Raw genomic sequence first — 22,563 nt, 5'->3', positions numbered from 1 at the left:
ATTAGCCCGGATAGAGCCGATATCCTCCCCCGACGTGAGGAGGGGGAGATACAGGCGAAAGCCGGAGGGGTGTGGTGCAAGAAGTGCTTGTTCTTGCTCCTTATTTTACTTCCGAAGTTGTTCAATCAATTCCACCACCGAGGCATGGGTAACGGTTTGCTCGGCAAAATGTGCGTGAATGGCTTTCCGTTCGTCGGCTGTAGCTTGGTATTGATTTAAGATATTGTTTAAGTGCATTTTCATGTGTCCCTCTTGAATTCCGGTTGTCGTTAACGAACGCAAGGCGGCAAAATTTTGCGCCAAACCAGTCGCTGCAACGATTTGCATCAACTCTTGCGCTGTAGGCTTACCCAGAATTTCTAATGCCAATTTCACTAGCGGATGCAATGAGGTCAGACCGCCCACGGTTCCTAAGGCTAGGGGGACGTCCATCCAAAAGGTAAAGAGGTCATTTTCGATTTTGGCATGCGATAAACTACTGTATTTTCCGTTTCGCGATGCATAGGCGTGAATGCCCGCTTCGACGGCTCTAAAGTCATTGCCTGTGGCCAACACCACCGCATCGATACCGTTCATAATTCCTTTGTTGTGGGTAACAGCACGGAAAGGTTCGATTTCGGCAATTGTTACAGCTTGTACAAATTTTTCAGCAAAAGCGTGTCCGTCTACAATAGCTCCCGGTCTGCCTGGCGGAAGATTTTCGGCCAAATCGGCTACGGGGCATGAGACTTCGGCGCGCACCACACAATTGGGGACATAATTTGACAAAATGCTCATCACGATGGTTATGGCTTTTTCGGTCTCAGTAAACGTAGGTTCCTCAGCGGCCAAGCGGCATAAGGTTTTGGCCATTTGTTCCAAACAAGAGTTGATGAAATTGGCCCCCATACTGTCTTTGGTGTTGAAGGTAACATGCAGCTGGAAATAATGCGCCAATTCGGCACTTTTGTCGCGGAGTTCAATATCCAAAATACCGCCCCCTCGCTTGTTCATGTTGCGCGTGATGGGTTCGGTGTCTTCAACTAATTGCGGTTTTATTTTATCAAAAAACGGTTGAAGTTTTTCGATCGAACCTCGGAATAAAAAGTGAACTTGTCCGATTTTTTCCGTGGCTATAACTTTGGTTTTGAATCCGCCCCGGGTACTCCAAAATTTGGCTGCTTTGGCTGCTGCGGCTACGACCGAACTTTCTTCGATGACCATCGGTACCGAGTAGTAGGTGCCGTTGATGTTGAAGTTGGGTGAGATACCCATCGGGAGGTAGAAATTGGTGATGGTATTTTCGATAAACTCATCGTGCAATTGTTGGAGCTTGGCATCCTGGTTCCAGTATTGTTTGAAGATTTTTTCGGCTTCTTCTGGGGTGTGGAAATAGGTTTGCGCGATCCATTGGATTTTTTCCTCTTTGGACAATTTTGAAAAACCAGAAACGGCTTGTGGCATACGCATTTTTTTTAGGAAACAAAGGTACAAAAAGAAGGCCGTTTACAAAGAACGAAACCTATGAAGTACACAAACAATACTCGATTATGACGGTTCAAAAAGCTCTATTTTTGGGCGAACAAGACATTGACAGGGTTGTTGTAAATGGTGTTGATGAATGTTGCCTTAGCTTAAACTCCACTTTTTTTACTCAAATCTACATTGAGATAGCAATTTACGATTAGTCCGTGGTTATTTTGAAACACATTCTGATTATTAATTTGCCGTCCAAACTGTAGAATTTGATTGAGGTATCCTGCTTCAATGCGTAAATTTTTATCAAACTGATGTCCGATTAGTAATCCCAATCGGTTTTGATCGAAAACGTTGGCATTGACATTTTTACCAAAACCTATAAAAATCTCATTATAGGCAGCAGCATAGGTAAATTGATGGGCTTCCTTTTGAAAAATTGGGGTTTGCATGCGAAACATATAGCGCAAACGATTGGAAAAGGGAAACTCATCTTCTGTTGTGGCCTTGGCATTATTGTAGCGGCCAACGAAGCGCTGTTCGAGCATAAACCGATGTGAAAAATTGATTTTCCCCTCTTTATGTCCCAACTGTACCATTTGAAAGGTGCGGTGTTCGGTAAACGCTTTTCCCAAACCGTTGATAGGAATTTCGCCGTAGGGATAGGTTTCAATAAAGGCATATCCGGCGCGAAAAAGGATATTGGATTTGGGTTCGTAATTGATTCCTACACGCACTAAATGTTGTTGCGGTTGGGCAATTACTTCGGCCCTACGGAATTGGTATTCGCTATGAACGCCCCATTTTGTACTCACTTTAAACGTCCCGAAATAGTTGTACCATCCAATGGTTTCTCCGGTATTTAGGCGGTTGTTTTGAGCCAACAGTAGCGAGTTACAAAAAAGGAATCCAACTATGATGTAGTTTACTTTTTTCATTCCTTAGGGTTTCTTTTTTTAGGCAAATTAACGAGAGTTTCCTTTAATAACTGAGTTTCCTCTAAAAGAATTTGAAAAATAAATCGCCTTTTAAAATGATATTTTTTAATAAAATTGTATTTTTCGCCTTAAATTTTGCACAAACGCAATGCTATGAAAAAGTTACTCTTTGTTCTCCTGCTTTTCATGAGTATGGGAATGCAAGCTCAAACGCCACTTACCTTAGAAGAAATTTACACAGGTGCTTTTCGCGCCAAAGGAATGGATGAGTTACAGGCGATGAAGTTGTCCAATCAATACACGGTGTTGAATACCGATCGCAGTACCCGTAGTCAGCAAATAGACCTTTACGATTATGCTACTTTAAAAAAGATCAGTACCCTTTTGGATACTAAAAATCACCAAGCCTTATCCGAGGGTATCGACAGCTATACTTTTAGTTCGGATGAAAAACAAATTTTGATTGCCAACAATTCCAGTCCTATTTATCGACATTCGTTCACGGCCGATTACTATGTATATGAGGTTGCGACCAAGTCCCTTCGCAAAGTATTGGAGCAAGTGCAAGAGCCTATCTTTTCGCCGGATGGAACAAAAATCGCCTATGCCAAAAGCAACAATTTGTTTATATATGACCTCGCATCGGGGCAATCTACAGCGCTAACTACCGATGGCGAAAAGAATGCCATCATCAATGGGATTACTGATTGGGTGTATGAGGAGGAGTTTGCTTTTGTGCGTGCTTTTGATTGGAGTAAAGACAGTCAAAAAATTGCGTTTATTCGATTTGATGAGCGGGAAGTGCCCGAATTTTCAATGGATGTGTATGGCAAAAATTTGTATCCCAACCAAGAGCGTTTCAAATACCCCAAAGCGGGAGAGAAAAATGCATTGGTTTCGTTGCATATTTACGATGTAAAAACGGGGGCAAAGAAAGAAGTTAATTTGTCGCAGTACAATGATTTTTACATTGCGCGTATGCGTTGGACCAATGATGCCAATGTGTTGTGTGCGCAAGTTTTGAATCGCCATCAAAACAATTTAGATTTGTTGTTTATTGACGGAACCACAGCTGTGGCCCAAGTAGTGTTGAATGAAAAGGACAAGGCGTATGTGGATGTTACCGATAATCTAACGTTTTTGAAAGACAACAGTTTTATTTGGACCTCCGAAAAAGACGGATGGAACCACATTTACCTGTATGATAAGACAGGAAAATTGAAAAATCAAGTGACCAAAGGCAACTGGGAAGTCACCGCTTATTATGGTTTTGATGAAAAAACGAAAACCGTTTTCTATCAATCCACCGAGAATGGTTCGACCCTGCGCGATGTCTACCGTATCGGCTTAGACGGTAAAAAGAAAGTGAAGTTGAGTAATCAAGCGGGAACGAGTGCCGCGACTTTTAGTCCCAATTTTGAATTTTTTATCCATTCGTATTCCTCTGCCACCGTGCCTCCAACGTATACCTTAAATCAAGCCAAAGATGGAGCGCAAGTACAAAGGATAGTCGATAATTCGGCGCTTACCGAAAAACTCAAAAAATACGATTTACCGACCAAAGAGTTTTTGGTAATAACTACCGAAAAAGGACACCAACTCAACGCCTGGATGATCAAGCCTAAAAATTTTGATGCTACCAAAAAATACCCGGTATTTATGTATCAATATTCGGGACCTGGGTCGCAACAAGTGGCCAATGATTGGTTGGATACCAACGATTATTGGTTTATGATGTTGGCGCAACAAGGCTATATCACGGTTTGTGTGGACGGTCGAGGCACTGGATTTAAAGGAGCAGCTTTCAAAAAATGTACGCAAAAAGAATTGGGGAAATACGAAGTAGAGGATCAAATTGATGCCGCCAAGGTAATAGGTTCTTATGCCTATGTTGATAAAAATCGTATTGGTATTTTCGGATGGTCGTATGGCGGTTTTATGGCGAGCAACTGTTTGTTTAAAGGAGCAGACGTTTTTAAAATGGCGATTGCTGTGGCTCCCGTGACCAACTGGCGTTTTTACGACTCGATTTACACCGAGCGCTATTTACAAACACCCCAAGAAAACCCTTCGGGATACGATGAGAATTCACCCATCAATCATGTGAGTAAATTAAAAGGAAGTTTCTTGTTGATCCATGGAACAGCCGATGACAATGTGCATGTGCAAAATTCCATGCAAATGATTGAAGCGTTGGTACAAGCCAACAAGCAATTTGATTGGGCGATTTATCCCGACAAAAACCACGGCATCTATGGTGGGAAAACGAGATTACAACTCTACACCAAGATGACCAATTTTATAAAGGAGAAACTATAACAACCCAGAAAATAAAACAAACTATATGGAAAACAATGCTGTAAAAACCGGACATCCTAAAGGATTGTACTTTTTATTCTTCACAGAGATGTGGGAGCGATTCAGTTATTATGGAATGAGAGCGATTTTCATTTTATTTATGACTAAAGTATTATTGATGAAAGATGCTGATGCTTCTGAAATATATGGAAGTTATACAGGTTTAGTGTATTTGACCCCACTTTTAGGCGGTTATTTATGCGATAAGTTTTTAGGAAACCGAAGAAGTATTGTGATTGGTGGTCTTTTAATGGCAATTGGTCAGTTCTTTATGTTTTTCAGTGCTTCTGTTGGTGCCGATGGTGGAGTTTCACTTATGTGGATGGGATTGACGGCCATTATTATTGGTAATGGATTCTTTAAGCCTAATATTTCTACTATGGTGGGCCAGTTGTATCCAGCAAATGACAGAAGAATTGATAGTGCTTTTACAATCTTTTACATGGGTATTAACTTGGGTGCATTCTTTTCTCCTTTGGTTTGTGGATCAATGGATTTCAAATGGGGATTCTTAGCAGCAGGCGTTGGAATGTTAATAGGTTTAGTTGCTTTTGTCGTGGGGCAAAAGAAATATTTAATATCCGAAGACGGAAAAGCGATTGGATTACCAGTAAAAAAATTAGATGTCAAAAATATAGCAATGATTATTGGTTCAATTGCAATTATCTTTTTCATGTTGAATTTCAAACAAATGTTTAAAAGCGACGTTGACATTATCAGCTATTTGATTTACGGTGCCATGGTTGCGATGCCTGTTTTAATTTTTAGTGATAAAAGTTTAACTAAAATCGAGACACAACGAATTACTGTGATTTTCATCTTAGCGTTCTTCGTTATTTTCTTTTGGGGAGCTTTTGAACAGGCAGGAGCTTCATTAACGTTATTTGCGGATAGACAAGTTGATAGACAAGTTTCGATAGTTATTCCTTCTTGGTTGATAGTTGGTTCAGGTATTGTTACTATGTTTTATTTGTCAAAAGGATTACAGTGGTTTTTCGATTGGACATCTAAAATAAGATTTATTGTTTTTGGATTGTTTTCTGCATTACTTATTCTTTTTATGCTAACAGGACATATTACTAGTTTTATACAAAGTGAATTTCCTGCTAGTTGGTTTCAATCTGTAAATCCATTAGCAGTTATTTTGCTAGCTCCATTATTTTCGATTTTATGGGATTTTCTTTATAAACTTAAGGCAGAACCGTCATCTCCTAAGAAAATGGCAATTGGACTTAGTTTAGTAGCTTTAGGATACGTAGTTATTGCAATCGCAGTTAAAGGTTTAGGCTTAGGGGAAAAAGTTTCCATGTGGTGGTTGTTTGGATTGTATGTTATTCATACCATGGGAGAATTATGTTTATCGCCAATTGGTTTGTCAATGGTTTCAAAACTAGCTCCATTGCGTTTGTCATCATTAATGATGGGGACTTGGTTCTTGGCCAATGCTGCCGCAAATAAGTTTGCCGGAACCTTAAGTGCTTTGATACCCGGTGGCGAAGATGGTACTGGCGGGGCAACATCATTTTTGGGATTCCAGATCACAAATTTGTATGAGTTCTTCATTTTATTCATCATTATGTCAGGAGCAGCAGCTGCTATTCTTTTTGTGTTGAGTTCTTGGTTGGAGAAAAGAATGCACAACGACCACATCGAAGGACAACCAGAATAGATTAGGATTTAAATGTTTTTTATATCTTTCAAACCTGTAAGTTGATTACAGGTTTTTTTAATTTGAGAATTATGAAAAATAAACACCCAAAAGGATTAATGTTTTTGTTTTTTACCGAAATGTGGGAGCGTTTTGGTTACTATTTAATTATAGGAATTTTTGTGTTGTATATGATTGATCCAACTTCCACAGGAGGATTGGCTTTTTCAGATAAATATGCAGACGATATTTTTGGGACATATATTGCATTAACCTATTTAACTCCATTTCTTGGAGGCTATTTGGCAGACCGTTTTTTAGGGTATTTCAAAGCAATATACTTAGGCGGATTTTTAATGGGATTAGGCTATATAGGATTAGGATTCCACGATGTTACAATGTTTTACATTTCCATGGCATTGATTATTGTAGGCAATGGGTTTTTCAAGCCAAGTATATCCACTTTAGTAGGTAATTTATATTCTACAGATGAGTATAAAGCCAACAAAGATGCGGGTTATAATATTTTTTACATGGGTATAAATCTAGGGGCCTTTTTATGTAATATAGTTGCAGCATTTATGCGTAATCAATATGGTTGGGGAGCTGCTTTCACTACGGCGGGAATAGGTATGTTCTTGGGGTTAATCATCTTCTTTTTAGGAAAGAAACATCTCGAAACAGCCAATGTTATGAAACCAGTACAAGAAGGTGATATAAGTTTGAGTAAAATTTTAGGAATGGTTTTTTTACCCGCAATGTTGTGTGGTGCTGTTGGTTGGATAATTCCCGGAGATATTTTTAAAAGTGATTCAACGGATGCCTTTATTTTTGCATGTATACCAGTCATCATATTTTACATACGATTGTATTTAAAAGCAAACACCGAGGATAAACGACCGTTGGGAGCTCTGTTAGCCATTTTTGCCGTTGGAATGTTGTTTTGGGCTGTTTTTAAACAAAACGGAACGGCATTAACACGCTGGGCAAATTATTACACGGATCGACAAGTTACAGGAAAAACAGAAGAAGCATTGTCCAAGATTTACCTTGTGGAAGAAAAAGATTATCAAACAAAAGAAGTTCAAAAATATGACAATCAGTTTCAAGCAGAAAAAGACGATAATAATAATCCTATAAAAATTCAAGGAAAAGATGTTTATTTTACCAATGTCTCTGTTGAACAAAAGCAAATTTTAGAGTCAAATCCCGAACAAAAGGTTTCATTAATCAATACCGAACTTTTTCAATCGGTTAATCCTGGTTGGATTATACTTTTAACCCCTTTTGTCGTTGGTTTTTTTGCATTGTTGCGAAGAAAAGGGAAAGAGCCTTCAACACCTTCAAAAATTGTTTTAGGACTTTTTATCTCATCTCTTTCCTGTCTAGTGATGGTTGTTGCCGTTTATTTTGGAAGTAATGGAGCCGTTAAAGTTTCCCCATGGTGGCTTGTGGCAACTTATGGGGTAATAACTGTTGGTGAATTGTGTTTGTCTCCAATGGGCTTGTCAATTGTTTCTAAGTTAAGTCCACCACGACTTACAGCTCTAATGATGGGAGGGTTCTTCTTGTCTATTTCAATTGGAAACAAATTGTCGGGTGTTTTAGCAAGTATGTGGTATGATTATGAAAATAAATCCAATTTCTTTATTGTGAATGCTCTATTGCTATTATTTGCAACTGGTTTAGGGTTACTCATACTCAAAAGATTAAATGCAGTTATGAAGGAAAAAGGATTGAATTAATATGCAGACAATACAAGATATTCAAAATTTTGAGGGGAAATATCCAAAACAATTGTGGTATTTATTCTTCAGTGAAATGTGGGAGCGCTTCTGTTTTTATGGGATGCGCGGTATGTTGACATTCTTCATGGTCGATCAATTGTTGATGAAGGAAGATGTAGCAAATTTACAATACGGTGCTACCCAAGCATTCGTCTACGCTTTTACATTCGTTGGGGGCTTATTTGCCGATAAAATTTTAGGATACAGAAAATCATTGTTTTGGGGAGGAATAATGATGATTATTGGAAGTATAATTTTGGCTATTGATCCAAAACAATTTTTCTTTCTTGGAATAGCATTTACCGTCATAGGAACAGGTTTTTTTAAACCCAATATTTCCACTATGGTTGGAACATTGTATAAAGCCGATGATTCAAGAAGAGATGCAGGTTTTTCATTGTTTTATTCTGGAATAAATATTGGGGCGCTCTTGGGAGGGTATGTTTGTATAGATATTGGCAAAAATTATTCATGGAGTATCGCTTTTGGTTTAGCAGGAATTGTGATGATCATTAGTTTGGTTACTTTTATGTTTACACAAAAAAATATGGCAACCATCGGACTTTCTCCTTTGCTACATTTACAAGATTCTAAGCGAAAATCGTATGAGTATGCCACGTATATTGGGACGTTACTGGCCATTCCTTTGATAATGACAATGGTTTCAAGCCCAGAGTATACCAATTATTTTATGTATACAATTGGTCCTATCACATTGTTGTACCTTGCTTATGAAATGCGAAATTTCTCGCTTCAAGAAAATAAGAAGTTAATTGCAGCTTTAATATTTATTCTATTTTCAATATTTTTTTGGGCTTTTTTTGAGCAAAGCGGAGGTTCACTAAGTTTATTCGCAGCTAACAATCTTGAAAATGATTTCTTAGGAATTAATTTAGAACCTAACGGAGTAAATAATGCAGCAAATTCTCTGTTCGTTATCATTTTTGCTCCTCTTTTAGGTCTAATTTGGGTTTGGTTGAATGTTCGTAAAGTTGAACCCAATACTGTTGTGAAATTTGGACTAGGGTTTTTATTCTTAGCATTGGCTTTTTACACTTTTTATTCTACAAGGTTTTTTGCCAACATTGATGGGTTGACTTCTTTGGAAGTATTTACTTTAGCCTATTTCATCATTACATTTGGTGAATTATGTTTATCTCCTATCGGATTGTCTATTATGACCAAACTATCACCTGATAAATTACAAGGAATGATGATGGGGATGTGGTTTTTGGCCAGTGCGTATGGACAATATGTTGCAGGAATTTTGGGTGCCGGAATGTCAATCACAAATGAAAATGCCACTAAATCCGAAAAATTAATTGCCTACACCGACGGCTACCAACAACTGGCAATCTACGCACTGATTGCGGGCGTTGTTCTTATCGTTATTTCGCCTTTGGTCCGAAAATTGATGCAGGATGTGAAATAATTTGTAACTTTCGAACGTAAATTACTTTTGTTATGAAAAAAATTATACTTGCTTTTTTGTTGCTCACAGGACTTCAATCCCTTCAAGCGCAAGAAGGATTAACATGGCACACCGATATCAACAAGGCTATCGAACTTTCCCGCAGTGAACAAAAACCCTTGTTCTTATTTTTCACCGGAAGCGATTGGTGCGGTTGGTGTATCCGTTTGCAAACGGAAGTTTTTAAAAAGCCAGAATTTATCCAATGGGCCAAGGAAAAAGTAATCTTGGTTGAACTCGATTTCCCACGACGTACCCCGCAAACCGATGCATTGCGCCAACAAAATATGCAATTGCAACAAGTCTTTCAAGTGCGTGGGTATCCCTCAGTTTATTTGGTAAAGCCCACCGAAGTCAATGGCAAAACCAATTTTGAACAGTTGGGTCAAACCGGTTACGTAGCTGGTGGTCCCGAAAAATGGTTAGCGGGCGCCAATGAAATGTTAACGCGCTATGTGCCCGACCCGAAACCCAAAAAAGACAAAAAGAAAGCCTAAAATACGCTAAACGATCCCTTTTCTGAAGTATCATGAAAAGGGATTTTTAGTTGATAACAACATTCTCTCCACGATTTTCGCAATTGATAGCCGTTGCTTCCGTCAAGCACAACCCAATCCGGGCGATGGCGTCGTAACCACGATTCAGGACCACACCGCGGATTATTGGTCACAATCAAAATATGAGGACGAACTTTTGGGAAACGCCCTGTTTCATCAACTAGTGCTATTTTCTTTCCGTTTAGCCAAAATCGATGTTGCCGCATGTCTTGTCGTGTAGCGGGTGCCAACCATCGGGATAAAGCAAACGCTTCAAGGGTCATAAGCGCGGTGTTATTTTTACATAAAAAACGATATTGATCGTACTGTTGATGCGCAATTAAAGTAGCTTTTCGTTGATGGAAAAGAATCCATGCCTCTTCTTGCCAATGGTAATGCCGAATGCCGAAAATCGCCAATTGAAAAACCAGTATACTCCCTAAGAAATTCCTGTAACTGTAGAAGTTCCGCCGTTCCACCGCAAAAACGCCCATCACGATTATACCATACAAAAGGAGCATAGCCGTCAGATTCATCGGAATGCCACTCCAGACCATTTCTTCTTGTGCTGCAATGAGGCGGATGATCCCATTCATAAGGTCCAATGCCCACTGCATTAATTTTAATACAGGCGACCAAATCCAATTCAGATACGCCATCAAAACACTTAAAAGTCCCAAACCCATCAAAACCCCCATTCCCGGTAATAAAAGTAAATTAGTTACGAAGAAAAGACCCGGAAATTGATGAAAGTAATACAATGACAGGGGCAATGTACCCAATTGTGCTGCCAATGAAACGGATAGTAAGTCGCGTACATACCGTCCTACTTTCGAGCGCGGTGACCAAAGATTTTGCAAAATAGGATGCAACCAGAGGATAAAAAAAACAGCCGTATAACTCAGTTGCAGTCCCACATCCCATAGCGCATGGGGTTCCCAAAGTAAAATAAGAAATAAAGAGGTAAACAAGGTGTTGTAGCTGTTACTGCTCCGTCGCAGATACGCTCCCACAGCGAGTCCCGAAAACATCACCACCGAGCGCAATACGGAGGGAGCCAACCCAGCTAAAAATCCAAAGGACCAAAGTCCAAGGATGACCATCACAATTTTTACACGGCGATACCGTCGGGTATTGGGAAAGGGTTTAAGCAGCGTTTGTATAAAAATCAGCACAAAACCCACATGAAGTCCAGAAACTGATAAAATATGTACTGCACCCGCTTTTTGATAGGCTTGAATTAAATCGGCATTCATATCTTGCTGTTGCCCCAGAATCAGCGCCATAACGAGCGCTAAATCCGATTCATCCAAGTGTTTTTTTAACCGTTGATGCACCGTTTGTCGAATACCATCGGCTATAGCAGGGATGCTTTTTGGGGGAGGTGCAAGCGATTTTGCACGGGAGACCAAGAGTTGACCATACCAATGTTTGTTTTTTAAATAAGCACTATAGTCAAATTGCCCAGGATTAACAGCGGGTTGCAAAGGAAGGAAAACTCCAGTTACACCGTATAACTCCCCAACGGTATAGGGTTGCTTATTTTTCGGAAAACCCACCACAATTTTTCCCATCGTTTTTTGTCCGTTCCACTGGTGTACCTCGGCCACATAACGCGTTCGTGTTGTAGAGGTGCGTAATTGGGATTCTAACGTAACAACAAGGGAGCAGGACTGCGATTTTTTTAGAAAATGCGAAAAGTGATTGGGATTTCGCTGCGGATTGTCCATCGCGATTCGCATCCCGCCGATTCCGACAAAGATCAATAACAGCAGGCCTCCAAGCGCGTTCGGTGGCACTATAAATTTTCGTGTGTAAAAATGGATGACTCCTACGGTAAGCGCTGAAAAAAGTATACCGCATGCCCATAGAACTGGGGGAACAACAATAAGTTTCCCGAGAAAAAGTCCAATAATAAAGGCGAGGGTAACTCGAATCAGCGGAAATTGAATGGCTTTCATATTCCGGCGTTTAGATGTTACGATTTACTCGATAACCCTATTCACCTGTGCAAAAGTTCGTTGATAGTAAGGCTCTTTGGTGGAGGAGACAACAACGCCTAACTGTGTTGACGAATGTACAAATTTTATTTCATCGGACGATACTTCCGTAATCATTCCCACATGATTTATGGTACGGCGTCCATTCGTTCGGAAAAAAATCAAATCCCCACGGCGGTATTCATTTCGATCCAATACCCGGCCAATACGGGCCATCTCGTGTGAACTGCGGGGCAGAATAATGTCAAATGTTTTAAAAGTCGTAAACATCAAACCACTGCAATCAAATCCGTTGCGACTCGTGCCGCCACCGCGGTAGGGCGAACCGAGATAGTCCATGGCATTATTGATCAATTGCTCGGTAAGGTAAGGCGTGTCATCACTAGTAACCACAATATCTTCATCGTTTTGATCCAGAATTAGAGGCGTTTTCTTGGGTTTAGTTTCCGAAATACCCTCGGGCTCACGAACAACAGTAATTGTTTTTACTTTTTTAGGGGTAGTTGCGGGAGTTGAATTGGCAGTTGTAGTGGCGACTTCTGTATTGTTTTTGGTCGTGTAAGGCGTGTAAATTTTCTTTTTTTGCGCTTCTTTTTTGGAGGTAACAATAGCTGTTTGGTTGGGTTTACAGGAAACCAAAACCAATGCGACGATGATATAATTCCAAATTTTATGCAAACTCAAAAGTTTTGGCAAAGATAAAACAAAGCCAGCTAAATTAGGCTGTTAAAATCTTCCTAATATGCTGCGCCGTTCTTTGACTAGCGCCTCCACCGCCTAATTTTTGTTCCAATTCAATATAGTTTTTGACCATTTTTTCGCGCTCTGGTCCCGATAGAATTTGCGTAAGTTCAGCATGTAAACGCTCGCGATTGAGATCGTTTTGAATCAATTCGGTGACCACAGGTTGATCCATAATTAAATTGACCAACGAAATGTATTTTAAAGTGATGATTCTTTTGGCGATTTGATAGGATATGGGATTGGCTTTGTAACAAACGATTTCGGGAACTTTAAAAAGGGCGGTTTCAAGCGTGGCTGTGCCCGAGGTGACCAAAGCCGCATGTGCGCAGGATAGTAAGTCATAGGTTTGATTCGCTACAAATCGTACCCGCTCTGAATCCAAGAATGGAGCATAAAAAGCATAATCCAAACTCGGAGCTCCGGCAATAACAAATTGGTAGTCGGGAAAGTCGGGAACAACCGACAACATAATTTCAAGCATTTTGGAAACCTCTTGCTTGCGACTCCCGGGCAATAATGCGATGATGGGTCGGTCGTCTAATTGGGCTTGATTTCTAAACAATTTTTCATCGGTAGGGGTGCGTTGTTGAATAGCGTCCAATAGCGGATGGCCTACAAAATGCACGGGATACTGGTGTTTTTGCTCAAAATAGTCTTTTTCAAAAGGTAAAATTACATACAACGCATCGATGTCGCGCTTGATTGCTTTAATACGGTTTTCTTTCCACGCCCAAATTTGAGGGGCAATGTAGTAATGGGTTCGAAATCCTTGCTGTTTCGCCCATTTGGCAATACGCATATTAAATCCAGGATAGTCGATAAACAAGATAACGTCGGGTTGAAAAGTCTGAATATCTTTTTTACAAAAACGAATATTTTTTAAAATCGTACCCAAATTCATCACTACTTCGGCAAATCCCATAAAAGCCAAATTGCGGTAGTGTTTGACCAAAGTGCCACCCACCGCCTGCATCAAGTCACCCCCCCAAAAACGAATTTCGGCCTGTGGGTCCTCGTTTAAAAGGGCTTTCATTACATTGGAACCGTGTAAGTCTCCCGAAGCTTCGCCTGCTATGATATAGTATTTCATGGGTTAAAAAAATAAAGTGGAAAGGGTGAGTGTCGCTACGGCAATAATGATTCCGTACCCCATCGCTTCTTTTTTTCGCGACAACAAAACAAAAAAGGGAAGCATATTCAATAACGAACCCAAAGCGATGTATTTTCCCAATAAATCCCCATTTTGAAGGGACTGCCAATGAAAATTCGGACTAATAAAGGAAAAAAGCAGTGCGACCAAAAACAAGCCTATACCCGTGGTAAGGAGGCCTAGTGCGAAACCTAGTAAAAGTTCTTTTTTATTCATTTTCGAAATTCCAACGGTTTAAAACTGGAATGGCATGGTGTGCGGTAAGGTCAAATTGCACGGGTACGATAGAAACAAATCCATGTGCAAGTGCCCATTCATCAGTGTCTTCTCCTTTGTCTAAATTAATAAATTCTCCCGTCAACCAATAGTATTCTTTCCCAAAGGGTGATAAGCGTTTATCAAATTTTTCTTGCCAATACGCATGCGCCTGCCGGCAAATACGAATTCCTTTAATCGCCTCGGCAGGAAGATTTGGGAAGTTCACATTCAACACGGTGCCCGATGGTAATCCTTCCTCAAGTACCCGTTGCACAATGCTTCGAATGTATTTTTTTGCGGGCTCAAAATTGGCTTCCCAACTGAAATCTTGCAAGGAAAAACCAATAGCTGGAATCCCTTCGATACCCGCCTCAACAGCAGCGCTCATGGTGCCCGAATAAATCACATTTATGGACGAATTGGATCCGTGATTGATGCCCGAAACGCAAAGGTCAGGCTTCCGTTTGATCAATTCATGCACGCCCATTTTGACACAATCCACGGGAGTTCCTGAGCAACTGTAAGCCATGATGTCAGCGCCAAACGGACTCACTTTTTTTACATGCAACATATCATTCACCGTAATGGCGTGACCCATGCCACTTTGGGGACTGTCGGGCGCCACGACCACCACGTCACCCAAGGTTTGCACAACCTCAAGGAGGGCTCGAATTCCAGGGGCCGTAATGCCATCGTCGTTGGTGACTAAAATCAAAGGTTTGGATTCCATATTTCAATTTGAAGTTGTAACAAAAGTACATATTTTGGGACTCATTGGGGACATTTTTCCTAACTTTGGGTCGAGGTCTGAGTTTAACAAAAATTTAGACGGTATTCCAACGGGATGGCATGATTTTTTATATAATTTAGGAACACTTAATGAATGCAATTGTGAGTTTTATGAAAAGACATTATAAAAAAATCCTTATTGTGCTAGTTGCAGCCGTGGGGTTATGGAGCTTTATGCCTAAATCGAAAGAGGGTGATCCTGAAAAAGATAAGTTGCTCCTTGAATTGTTAACTTATGTTATTGAAAAGGGACACTATAGTCCTTCAGAAATTAATGATACTTTTTCAAAGGGAGTGTACAAAGAGTATATCGAAGCTTTGGACCCTTCAAAACGCTTCTTTTTACAGTCGGATATCGACGAATTTGCGCAATATGAAACCAAAATTGACGACCAAATTGTCAATCGTGACCTTACGTTTTTTAACCTGACCTACGATCGGTTGATTCAGCGTATGGAGGAGAGTCGCGCCTATTACAAAGAAATTCTAGACAAACCCATTGATTATAAAGTGGATGAGTCTATTAATACAGACTATGAAAACGCGCCTTATTGCAAAAATGTGGCCGAATTGAAAGAGCGTTGGCGTAAGCAAATTAAACTCTCTACGTTGGCCTCATTAGTTGAAAAGCAAAAGCTTCAAGAAAAAGGAACGGATAAAAAAGAAGTTAAAGTTGAAGTAAAAACCTACGAACAACTAGAGAAAGAAACCCGTGAGAATGCCTTAAAATCGTTGAATGAGAATTTTGATTTCATCAAAGACCTAACCCGTACGGATTGGTTTTCGGTCTACATTAATGCCATAACAACTCGCTTTGATCCGCACACTTCTTATTTTGCTCCTGAAGATAAAGAGCGCTTTGATGTGAGCATGAGTGGAAAATTAGAGGGAATTGGAGCGCGATTGCAAAAGAAAAACGATTACACAGAAATTACGGAGTTGATTTCTGGAGGTCCAGCATGGCGAGGAAAAGAATTGGAAGCCGGTGATGTGGTCCTCAAAGTGGCACAAGGGAATGGCGAACCCGTGGATGTAGTAGGGATGCGTTTGGACGATGTAGTGAAAAAAATCAAAGGACCAAAAGGAACCGAAGTTCGACTAACCGTTAAAAAACAAGATGGTTCTTTAAAAGTAATTTCCATTATTCGCGATGAGGTTGAAATCGAAGAAACGTATGCTCGTTCAAGTATCGTTGAGAAAAATGGCGTAAAATATGGGATTATTTATTTGCCCAAATTTTACATCGATTTTGAAAATAAAGACAGTCGTGATGCAGCCAAAGATGTGGCCATTGAAGTCGAGCGTCTCAAAAATGCAGGCGTTGAAGGTTTGATTGTCGATGTTCGTGACAATGGGGGAGGTTCCCTGAAAACGGTGGTGGACATCAGTGGTCTTTTTATTGACCAAGGCCCTATTGTTCAAGTGCGTTCTGCCGCAGGGCGTAAAGAAGTATTGTATGATCGTGATCCAAAAGTGGCCTGGGATGGACCGCTTGTCATCATGACCAATGAGTTTTCAGCGTCAGCCTCTGAGATTTTAGCTGCAGCCATGCAAGACTATAAGCGAGCTGTGATTGTTGGAAGTAAGCAAACTTATGGCAAAGGAACGGTTCAAAATGTCATTGACTTGAACCAATTTGTGCGCGGAAGTACTGTGGGGGATTTGGGCGCTTTAAAAACCACAACCCAAAAGTTCTACCGAATTAACGGTGGTTCAACCCAACTGGAAGGAGTAAAAAGTGATGTCGTTATGCCCGATAAATACGCGTATTTGGAAATGGGTGAGCGGGACATCGATAATGCGATGCCTTGGGACAAAATTGACCCAGCGCCGTATAAAACTTGGACCAACCAGCCGAATTATGAATTTGCGTTGGCCAACAGTAAAAAAAGACTCAGTGCGAGTCCGCAATTGAAGTTAATTGATGAAAATGCAAAATGGTTGGACAATCGCAACGACATTACCACCTACAGTTTGCAAATCGACAAATACAAGCAGGAGCAAAAGCAATTGGATGAAATGAATAAAAAGTTCAAAGCCATTGCTGATTATAAAAATAATTTCGAATTTAAGTCCTTGCCCAATGAAGAGGAACAAATGAAGACCGACGTAACGTTAAAAGAAAAACGCGATCGTTGGCATGAAAACCTCTCCAAGGATATTTATATTGAGGAAGCCATTCACGTTTTGGACGACCTACAAAATGGAGCCAATAAAGGGGTATCCAACAAAGTGAAAAAAGAGAAATTATTAAAGTCATAAAAAAAGTCCCGATTCGCTCGGGACTTTTTTTTATCTCAGTTTGCTCAACTTGGCCTGCGCCTTTTCTAAATCTTTTTCTTCCTCCGCAATGCGTTCCTGTTGCTTTTGGATTTGCGCTCTTGCTTTGGTCAGGGCTTCCGCTGACAAGCGATTTTTGTCGATGTCACGATTCAAGTCCTTTTGCATTTTTTCGAGCTTTTTCTGTGCTTTCGTCAAACGATTCTCTGCTTTCGACACCGCTGCTGTTGCCTTATCAATTTTATCTTGCGCTTTCTCCATTTTTCGGAGCTCCTTTTCGGCTTTTTTTTGCGCTTTTTCGGCTTTGGACTTTTCTTTTTCCATTTTAACCATTGCTTTTTCTGTAGCACGTTTTTGTTTTAAGCGCGCTTTTTCAAGCGTTTCTTGTTGCTTGCGCAGGGCTAATGAATCGGTGAGGGGTTGTTGCGCAAAAACGGGGATAAGGCCCATGGCAAATAAGCCCCAAAAGAATACGAGTTTTTTCATAGGGTTATCAATTGGTACTTCTAAGGTACTGCTATTTTTGAGAGAATACTAAAAAGGCAAGGGAAAAAGGCTTACCATTCATTGACTTTATTGGCATCCATTTTCAGGAAAATAAAAAGGAGAATGGTAAAGCCCCAGAGTCCAGATCCTCCATAGGAAAAGAAGGGTAGTGGGACACCAATGGTAGGAAAGATTCCAATTACCATAGCAATATTTACAAAAAAGTGGATAAACAATATGCCCGCCACACAATACCCATAGACCCGACTAAACTTTGTTTTTTGTCGTTCTGCCAAGTAAATAATGCGTAAAATTAATCCCGCAAAAAGGGCGATAACCATTAAGCTTCCCAAAAAGCCCCATTCTTCACCTACCGTAGTGAAAATGTAGTCGGTATGTTGCTCAGGAACAAATCCCCCTTTGGTTTGTGTACCTTCCAAATATCCTTTTCCAAACCATCCTCCCGAACCAATGGCAATTTCCGATTGGTTGGTGTTGTAACCGACTCCTTTTAAATCGACTTCTTTCCCTAACAAGATATTAAAACGATCGCGGTGGTGTTGTTTAAATACATTATTAAACACAAAATTTACCGAAAACGTAAATGCCGTAACCATAAAAAACATGAGAATACTGGCAAAAATGTTGCGATCAACCAATCGACTGCGGTAATAATTAACCACCAACGCCAATGCAGTAAGTCCGATTACGATATAAGGATTATTCGTCGCCAAAGTGAGAATAAACAATAGAATGGCGATAAAACCTGTAACCAAATACCAACCCGGTAATCCTTCGCGGTACAAAACAAAAAAGAACACAAAATAGATTAATGCACTTCCCGGATCGGGTTGGGGAAGGATCAACATTACCGGAAGAAAAACGATAAATAAGGCTTGTAATTGCCGTTGCATTTCCCGGAGGTTGACTTGTACGTCGCTCAAATACTTCGCCAATGCTAAGGAAGTTGCTGCTTTGGCAAACTCCGAAGGCTGTAAGGTAAAACTACCGATACCATACCAACACCGCTGTCCAGCGATAACTTTTCCAAAGGCAAACAAACCCAGTAAGGAGAGTAGCGAAACGGCAAAAATAATAATCGAATACTTCTCGTAGAATTTAGCTTCTACCGCCAAAACCGTAAATATGATGGGGATAGAAAATAAAATGAACAAAAACTGTTTCCCATAGATTTGGCTGACATCAAAGATAGAGGCATCTTCTGGCGCCCCCGACAACGAGGACGAATAAATGTTTAACCATCCTAAGATGACCAAAACAAAGTAGATAACGATACTAATCCAATCGATGTTGCTGGTGACGCTTTGGTTTCTCATGGGACAGTTTTACGTAGCGTATCGGGTTTGACTTCAGGTTTTTTGCCGGCAATCGAATCTTGTCGCTTTTTCACTTTAAAGAGACTGTCTTTTACGCGTGCATTTAAAATACTAATACTATCTTGGTGTTTTTTGGGATATAATTTTTGGTATTGATCTTGTAAACTTCCCTGAAGCATTCGCTTTTCAAAGTCGGCGCGCGTGATTTTTCCTTTCAGGTATTTTTCAATCATCAAGGTGGCAATCGGACCCGCCCATCGTTTTCCCCAATATCCATTTTCTACAAACACAGCGATAGCAATCTTGGGGTTGTCCTTGGGGGCAAAAGCCACAAAAATAGAGTGGTCTTGCAATTTGGTTCGCTTGCCGTTGATCACCATAAAGTTTTCAGCAGTTCCTGTTTTTCCGCAAATTTCAATCCCTTCTACACCCAATCCTGAAGCCGTACCCCCAGGGCCATACACCGCATGCATCCCTTCAATAATAGGGTCAAAATACTTACGATCGATGGTGGTTTGATGCTTTTCTCGAAATTTGGGGTCAATGGAGCCGCCCTTTATTTTTTTGATGATATGAGGTGTATAATAATAGCCGCGATTGGCAATGGTAGCCATAAAATTAGCCAATTGCAAAGGACTCATCAATACCTCCCCTTGGCCAATGGCATTGGAAACAATAGTTTTTCCATCCCATTTCCATCCTGCATAGGTACGATTGTAGATTTTGGAAGTAGGGATATTTCCGCGAACCCCAATGGGCAAGTCATAGCCCATAAAATCGCCCAAACCAAAACTGCGAAGATGTTTTGCCCAAAGGTCAACCCCATAGCCATGATCATTGTATTTATTGATCAAACGGATATATGAACTAGAGAAAAAGGTGTTACACGACTCATAAATGGCCCGATGAAGTTGTACAGGACCCCCCGAACAGTGGCAACGCATAAATCGTCCACGGGCATAGCTAAAACCGTGGTTACATACAAAACGCGTACTGTCACTAATCACACCTTCCTGAAGGGCAATTAATCCGGTTAGGATTTTAAACGGAGAACCTGGGGTATATTGCGCCAACAACCCCCGATCATATAAAGGCTTGGCAATCGAATCGCGGTAAAGGGTATTATAGTTTTTTGAGCGTTGGCGGCCTACCAAAAGCGCAGGATCGTAATTGGGCGAGGTGACTAAGGCCAAAATTTCCCCCGTTTTGGGTTCAATAGCCACTATACCTCCCCATTTATTGGTCATCAATAACTCGCCGTATTCTTGCAAATCGCCATCAATCGTGAGGGTAATGTCACTTCCTTGTTTGGCAATCGTATCGTATTTCCCTTCTTTGTACGATCCGATTTCGCGATTGAACTTGTCTCGTAAAATGTGTTTTACCCCTTTTTGTCCCCGGAGTACTTCCTCATAGCTTTGTTCAATGCCTTGTTTTCCAATCAAATCGCCCGGTTTGTAATACGGGTTGCTTTTGATGATGGCCTCGTTTACTTGGGTGATAAAACCAAACACATTGGCGCCATAACTCACTTGGTAATCACGAATAGAACGTTTTTGAATGTAAAATCCGTTGAATTTGCGGATTTTTTCTTGAAAGGCTGCGTATTCCAACTTGTTCAATTGGGGTAAAAAAACAGAAGGAAGCATCGGACTGTAGACGCGGGCTTTTTCTAGACGTTTGATGAAAAAGGCTTTGTCAATATCCAATAAGCGGCAAAATTCAAGGGTATCAATATTTTTTACCTCACGGGGAACGACCATGATGTCGTACGAAGGTTGATTGGCAATCAGTAGTTTTCCATTACGATCATACACATAGCCGCGTTCGGGGTAGTCGTATTTGATTTTAATCGCGTTATTTTCTGATTTGAGTTTGAACGAATCGTCAATAACTTGCAAATAGAAAATACGAATCAATAACAATGCAGCCGTTATGATTACCAAAGAGGGAAGTAATACCTTTCTCATCGTTTACTGGGCTTGATTAAGTAAATGATCAAAATGCACAAAATCACGGTAAACAAAGTACTTACAAGGGTGCGCACCAAGATACTCCAAAAGAATTCCAAAGTAAACACCTCGATAAGGAATAAAGTCAAATGATGCACCGCCACAGCAATCAGTAAAAATGAGAACCGTTCAGGCGTGAGTACATCGTTGAGTTTTACCGTTTGGTATTCATAACTTAAACCAAAGGAAAACTTAAATATCGAAGGTCGAATATACGCCAACATCAAGCAGGCTGCCGTGTGAACACCTCCCGAATTGCAAAACAAATCCATGAGAATGCCCAAAAGAAAACTAGCGCCAAGTAATCCGTATTTATTTCCATTCACGGGGAAAAGAATAATAAATAAAATGTAAGGATACGGGTTGATAAATCCCAAGAAGTTAATGTTGTTAAACACCACAACCTGCGCCAAAAGGAGCAACACAAAGCGAGCCAAATTGAAAAGTAAACTACTACTGTTCATTGTTTTTTTGTGTTTTCTTTTCCAAGGTTAATATTTCTTGACGATCCCGATTGCGAATAATATACACATGCCCTAAACTCGTCATGTCGTTAAACAATCGAACATCAAGGGTATAGTAGTTCGTTTGGTCATCGGTGTAAATCTTTTCAATGGTACCGATGTTAATGTTTTCAGGGAAAATGGTAGACTGTCCGCCCGTGACAATGGTGTCGCCTTTACGAACCGAGGCTAATCGGGGCACATCAATCAATTGAACAAAGCCTGTATTTTTTCCATTCCAAATCAAAGAACCGATATGATTGGATTTCTTGATTTTGGCATTGATTGGAGATTCTGTGTTCAAAATACTCAAAACAGTCGCATAGTTGGGCGACACATTTTCAACAATACCTACGATACCCAAACTATTGATTACACCCATCTCGGGGCGAATTCCGTTTTTGGCTCCCGAATCTAAAGTCAGGAAGTTAACCTGAGCGCTGTAGGAGTTGTGAATGACTTTGGCAACAATTAAATCTGTTTTTTTAACGCCTTTAATGGTGTCCAACAAAGGAACTTTTAACGTATCCTTTCGGTTGAATAAAATACTTTTCAACCGGGCATTTTCAAGCGCAAGTTCTTCGTTTTTCGTGCGTAGGTTGAAGTATTCGTTGACGTTGTTGATTTGTTTGTATACTCCCCCTGTCAAAAAATTAGCCGAGCTAATCACTTTGCTTTTGTGGTAGGAGTGGGATTGAATGGTTAACGAAATGGCTGTCGCCATAAGCAGCAAAAACAGCATACGATAGCTGTTTTTAAATATAAAATTAAAGATTTGCTGCATGAGTTACGCTAAAAATTCCTGTTCCTA

Annotated in this window: 18 protein-coding genes; 6 read left to right on the top strand and 12 right to left on the bottom strand. The window is 40.4% G+C overall.

The window, feature by feature from the left end; translation table 11 throughout:
* Positions 1-105: 105 nt before the first annotated feature.
* Both BUC17_RS03335 and BUC17_RS03330 read right to left on the bottom strand, forming a co-directional pair.
* On the bottom strand, positions 106-1,443 hold the full coding sequence (locus tag BUC17_RS03335; RefSeq protein ID WP_073361675.1) for a hydroxymethylglutaryl-CoA reductase, degradative: 1,338 nt from the start codon (positions 1,441-1,443) through the stop codon (positions 106-108).
* 170 nt (positions 1,444-1,613) lie between these two features.
* Positions 1,614-2,393 carry a DUF2490 domain-containing protein gene (locus BUC17_RS03330; RefSeq protein WP_073361589.1) on the bottom strand — a complete coding sequence of 260 codons (780 nt, stop codon included), beginning with the start codon at positions 2,391-2,393 and terminating at the stop codon, positions 1,614-1,616.
* A 186-nt stretch (positions 2,394-2,579) separates the two neighbouring features.
* Between BUC17_RS03330 and BUC17_RS03325 the strand changes: the two genes are divergently transcribed.
* The 5 genes from BUC17_RS03325 to BUC17_RS03305 all read left to right on the top strand — a co-directional run bounded on the left by BUC17_RS03325 (position 2,580) and on the right by BUC17_RS03305 (position 10,154).
* Positions 2,580-4,712: a S9 family peptidase gene (locus tag BUC17_RS03325; protein WP_394334042.1), complete on the top strand. Its 2,133-nt coding sequence runs from the start codon at positions 2,580-2,582 to the stop codon at positions 4,710-4,712.
* Positions 4,713-4,737: 25 nt separating this feature from the next.
* Entirely contained in the window at positions 4,738-6,420 is a 1,683-nt protein-coding gene (locus BUC17_RS14235; RefSeq protein WP_073361587.1) for a peptide MFS transporter, read from the top strand.
* Positions 6,421-6,491: 71 nt separating this feature from the next.
* On the top strand, positions 6,492-8,144 hold the full coding sequence (locus BUC17_RS03315) for a peptide MFS transporter (protein ID WP_073361586.1): 1,653 nt from the start codon (positions 6,492-6,494) through the stop codon (positions 8,142-8,144).
* Between the two features lies 1 nt (position 8,145).
* Positions 8,146-9,618, top strand: coding sequence for a peptide MFS transporter (locus BUC17_RS03310; protein WP_073361584.1), 1,473 nt, complete (start codon positions 8,146-8,148; stop codon positions 9,616-9,618).
* A 32-nt stretch (positions 9,619-9,650) separates the two neighbouring features.
* Positions 9,651-10,154 (top strand): thioredoxin family protein, encoded by a 504-nt coding sequence (locus BUC17_RS03305; protein ID WP_073361582.1) that lies wholly within the window; start codon positions 9,651-9,653, stop codon positions 10,152-10,154.
* On the opposite strand, the gene BUC17_RS03300 is transcribed toward BUC17_RS03305, so the two are convergent.
* Genes BUC17_RS03300 through surE form a run of 5 tightly spaced genes read right to left on the bottom strand, consistent with a single transcriptional unit; the run spans position 10,151 to position 15,075 of the window.
* The gene (locus tag BUC17_RS03300) at positions 10,151-12,154 is read right to left on the bottom strand and encodes a ComEC/Rec2 family competence protein (RefSeq protein ID WP_073361580.1); all 2,004 of its coding nucleotides are present in this window, start codon (positions 12,152-12,154) and stop codon (positions 10,151-10,153) included. The genes BUC17_RS03305 and BUC17_RS03300 overlap by 4 nt on opposite strands.
* Before the next feature lie 24 nt (positions 12,155-12,178).
* On the bottom strand, positions 12,179-12,871 hold the full coding sequence (locus BUC17_RS14230; protein ID WP_234977680.1) for a C40 family peptidase: 693 nt from the start codon (positions 12,869-12,871) through the stop codon (positions 12,179-12,181).
* 40 nt (positions 12,872-12,911) lie between these two features.
* Complete coding sequence (gene lpxB / locus BUC17_RS03290; protein WP_073361578.1) at positions 12,912-14,027, bottom strand: lipid-A-disaccharide synthase; 1,116 nt, start codon at positions 14,025-14,027, stop codon at positions 12,912-12,914.
* Between the two features lie 3 nt (positions 14,028-14,030).
* Positions 14,031-14,303 carry a hypothetical protein gene (locus BUC17_RS03285; protein WP_073361576.1) on the bottom strand — a complete coding sequence of 91 codons (273 nt, stop codon included), beginning with the start codon at positions 14,301-14,303 and terminating at the stop codon, positions 14,031-14,033.
* Positions 14,296-15,075 (bottom strand): 5'/3'-nucleotidase SurE, encoded by a 780-nt coding sequence (gene surE, locus BUC17_RS03280; RefSeq protein ID WP_073361574.1) that lies wholly within the window; start codon positions 15,073-15,075, stop codon positions 14,296-14,298. The genes BUC17_RS03285 and surE overlap by 8 nt, the downstream gene beginning before the upstream one ends.
* A 149-nt stretch (positions 15,076-15,224) precedes the next feature.
* On the opposite strand from surE, the gene BUC17_RS03275 reads away from it, so the two are divergent.
* Positions 15,225-17,396 carry a carboxy terminal-processing peptidase gene (locus BUC17_RS03275; RefSeq protein WP_073361572.1) on the top strand — a complete coding sequence of 724 codons (2,172 nt, stop codon included), beginning with the start codon at positions 15,225-15,227 and terminating at the stop codon, positions 17,394-17,396.
* A 30-nt stretch (positions 17,397-17,426) separates the two neighbouring features.
* Here the strand turns inward: BUC17_RS03275 and BUC17_RS03270 are convergent, their stop codons facing one another.
* The 5 genes from BUC17_RS03270 to mreC form a co-directional block, all read right to left on the bottom strand.
* Positions 17,427-17,900 carry a hypothetical protein gene (locus tag BUC17_RS03270; protein WP_073361570.1) on the bottom strand — a complete coding sequence of 158 codons (474 nt, stop codon included), beginning with the start codon at positions 17,898-17,900 and terminating at the stop codon, positions 17,427-17,429.
* A 71-nt stretch (positions 17,901-17,971) separates the two neighbouring features.
* Positions 17,972-19,237: a rod shape-determining protein RodA gene (rodA, locus tag BUC17_RS03265; RefSeq protein WP_073361568.1), complete on the bottom strand. Its 1,266-nt coding sequence runs from the start codon at positions 19,235-19,237 to the stop codon at positions 17,972-17,974.
* On the bottom strand, positions 19,234-21,207 hold the full coding sequence (gene mrdA / locus BUC17_RS03260) for a penicillin-binding protein 2 (RefSeq protein WP_073361566.1): 1,974 nt from the start codon (positions 21,205-21,207) through the stop codon (positions 19,234-19,236). The genes rodA and mrdA overlap by 4 nt, the downstream gene beginning before the upstream one ends.
* Positions 21,204-21,713, bottom strand: a complete 510-nt coding sequence (locus BUC17_RS03255; protein ID WP_073361564.1) for a rod shape-determining protein MreD — start codon at positions 21,711-21,713, stop codon at positions 21,204-21,206. The genes mrdA and BUC17_RS03255 overlap by 4 nt, the downstream gene beginning before the upstream one ends.
* Positions 21,703-22,536: a rod shape-determining protein MreC gene (gene mreC, locus BUC17_RS03250; RefSeq protein WP_073361562.1), complete on the bottom strand. Its 834-nt coding sequence runs from the start codon at positions 22,534-22,536 to the stop codon at positions 21,703-21,705. Before mreC ends, BUC17_RS03255 begins: the two co-directional genes overlap by 11 nt.
* Between the last annotated feature and the right edge of the window lie 27 nt (positions 22,537-22,563).

It is taken from the genome of Flavobacterium fontis (genome assembly GCF_900129405.1).
Lineage (GTDB): Bacteria > Bacteroidota > Bacteroidia > Flavobacteriales > Flavobacteriaceae > Flavobacterium > Flavobacterium fontis.
This window is presented reverse-complemented; position numbering and strand designations above follow the sequence as displayed.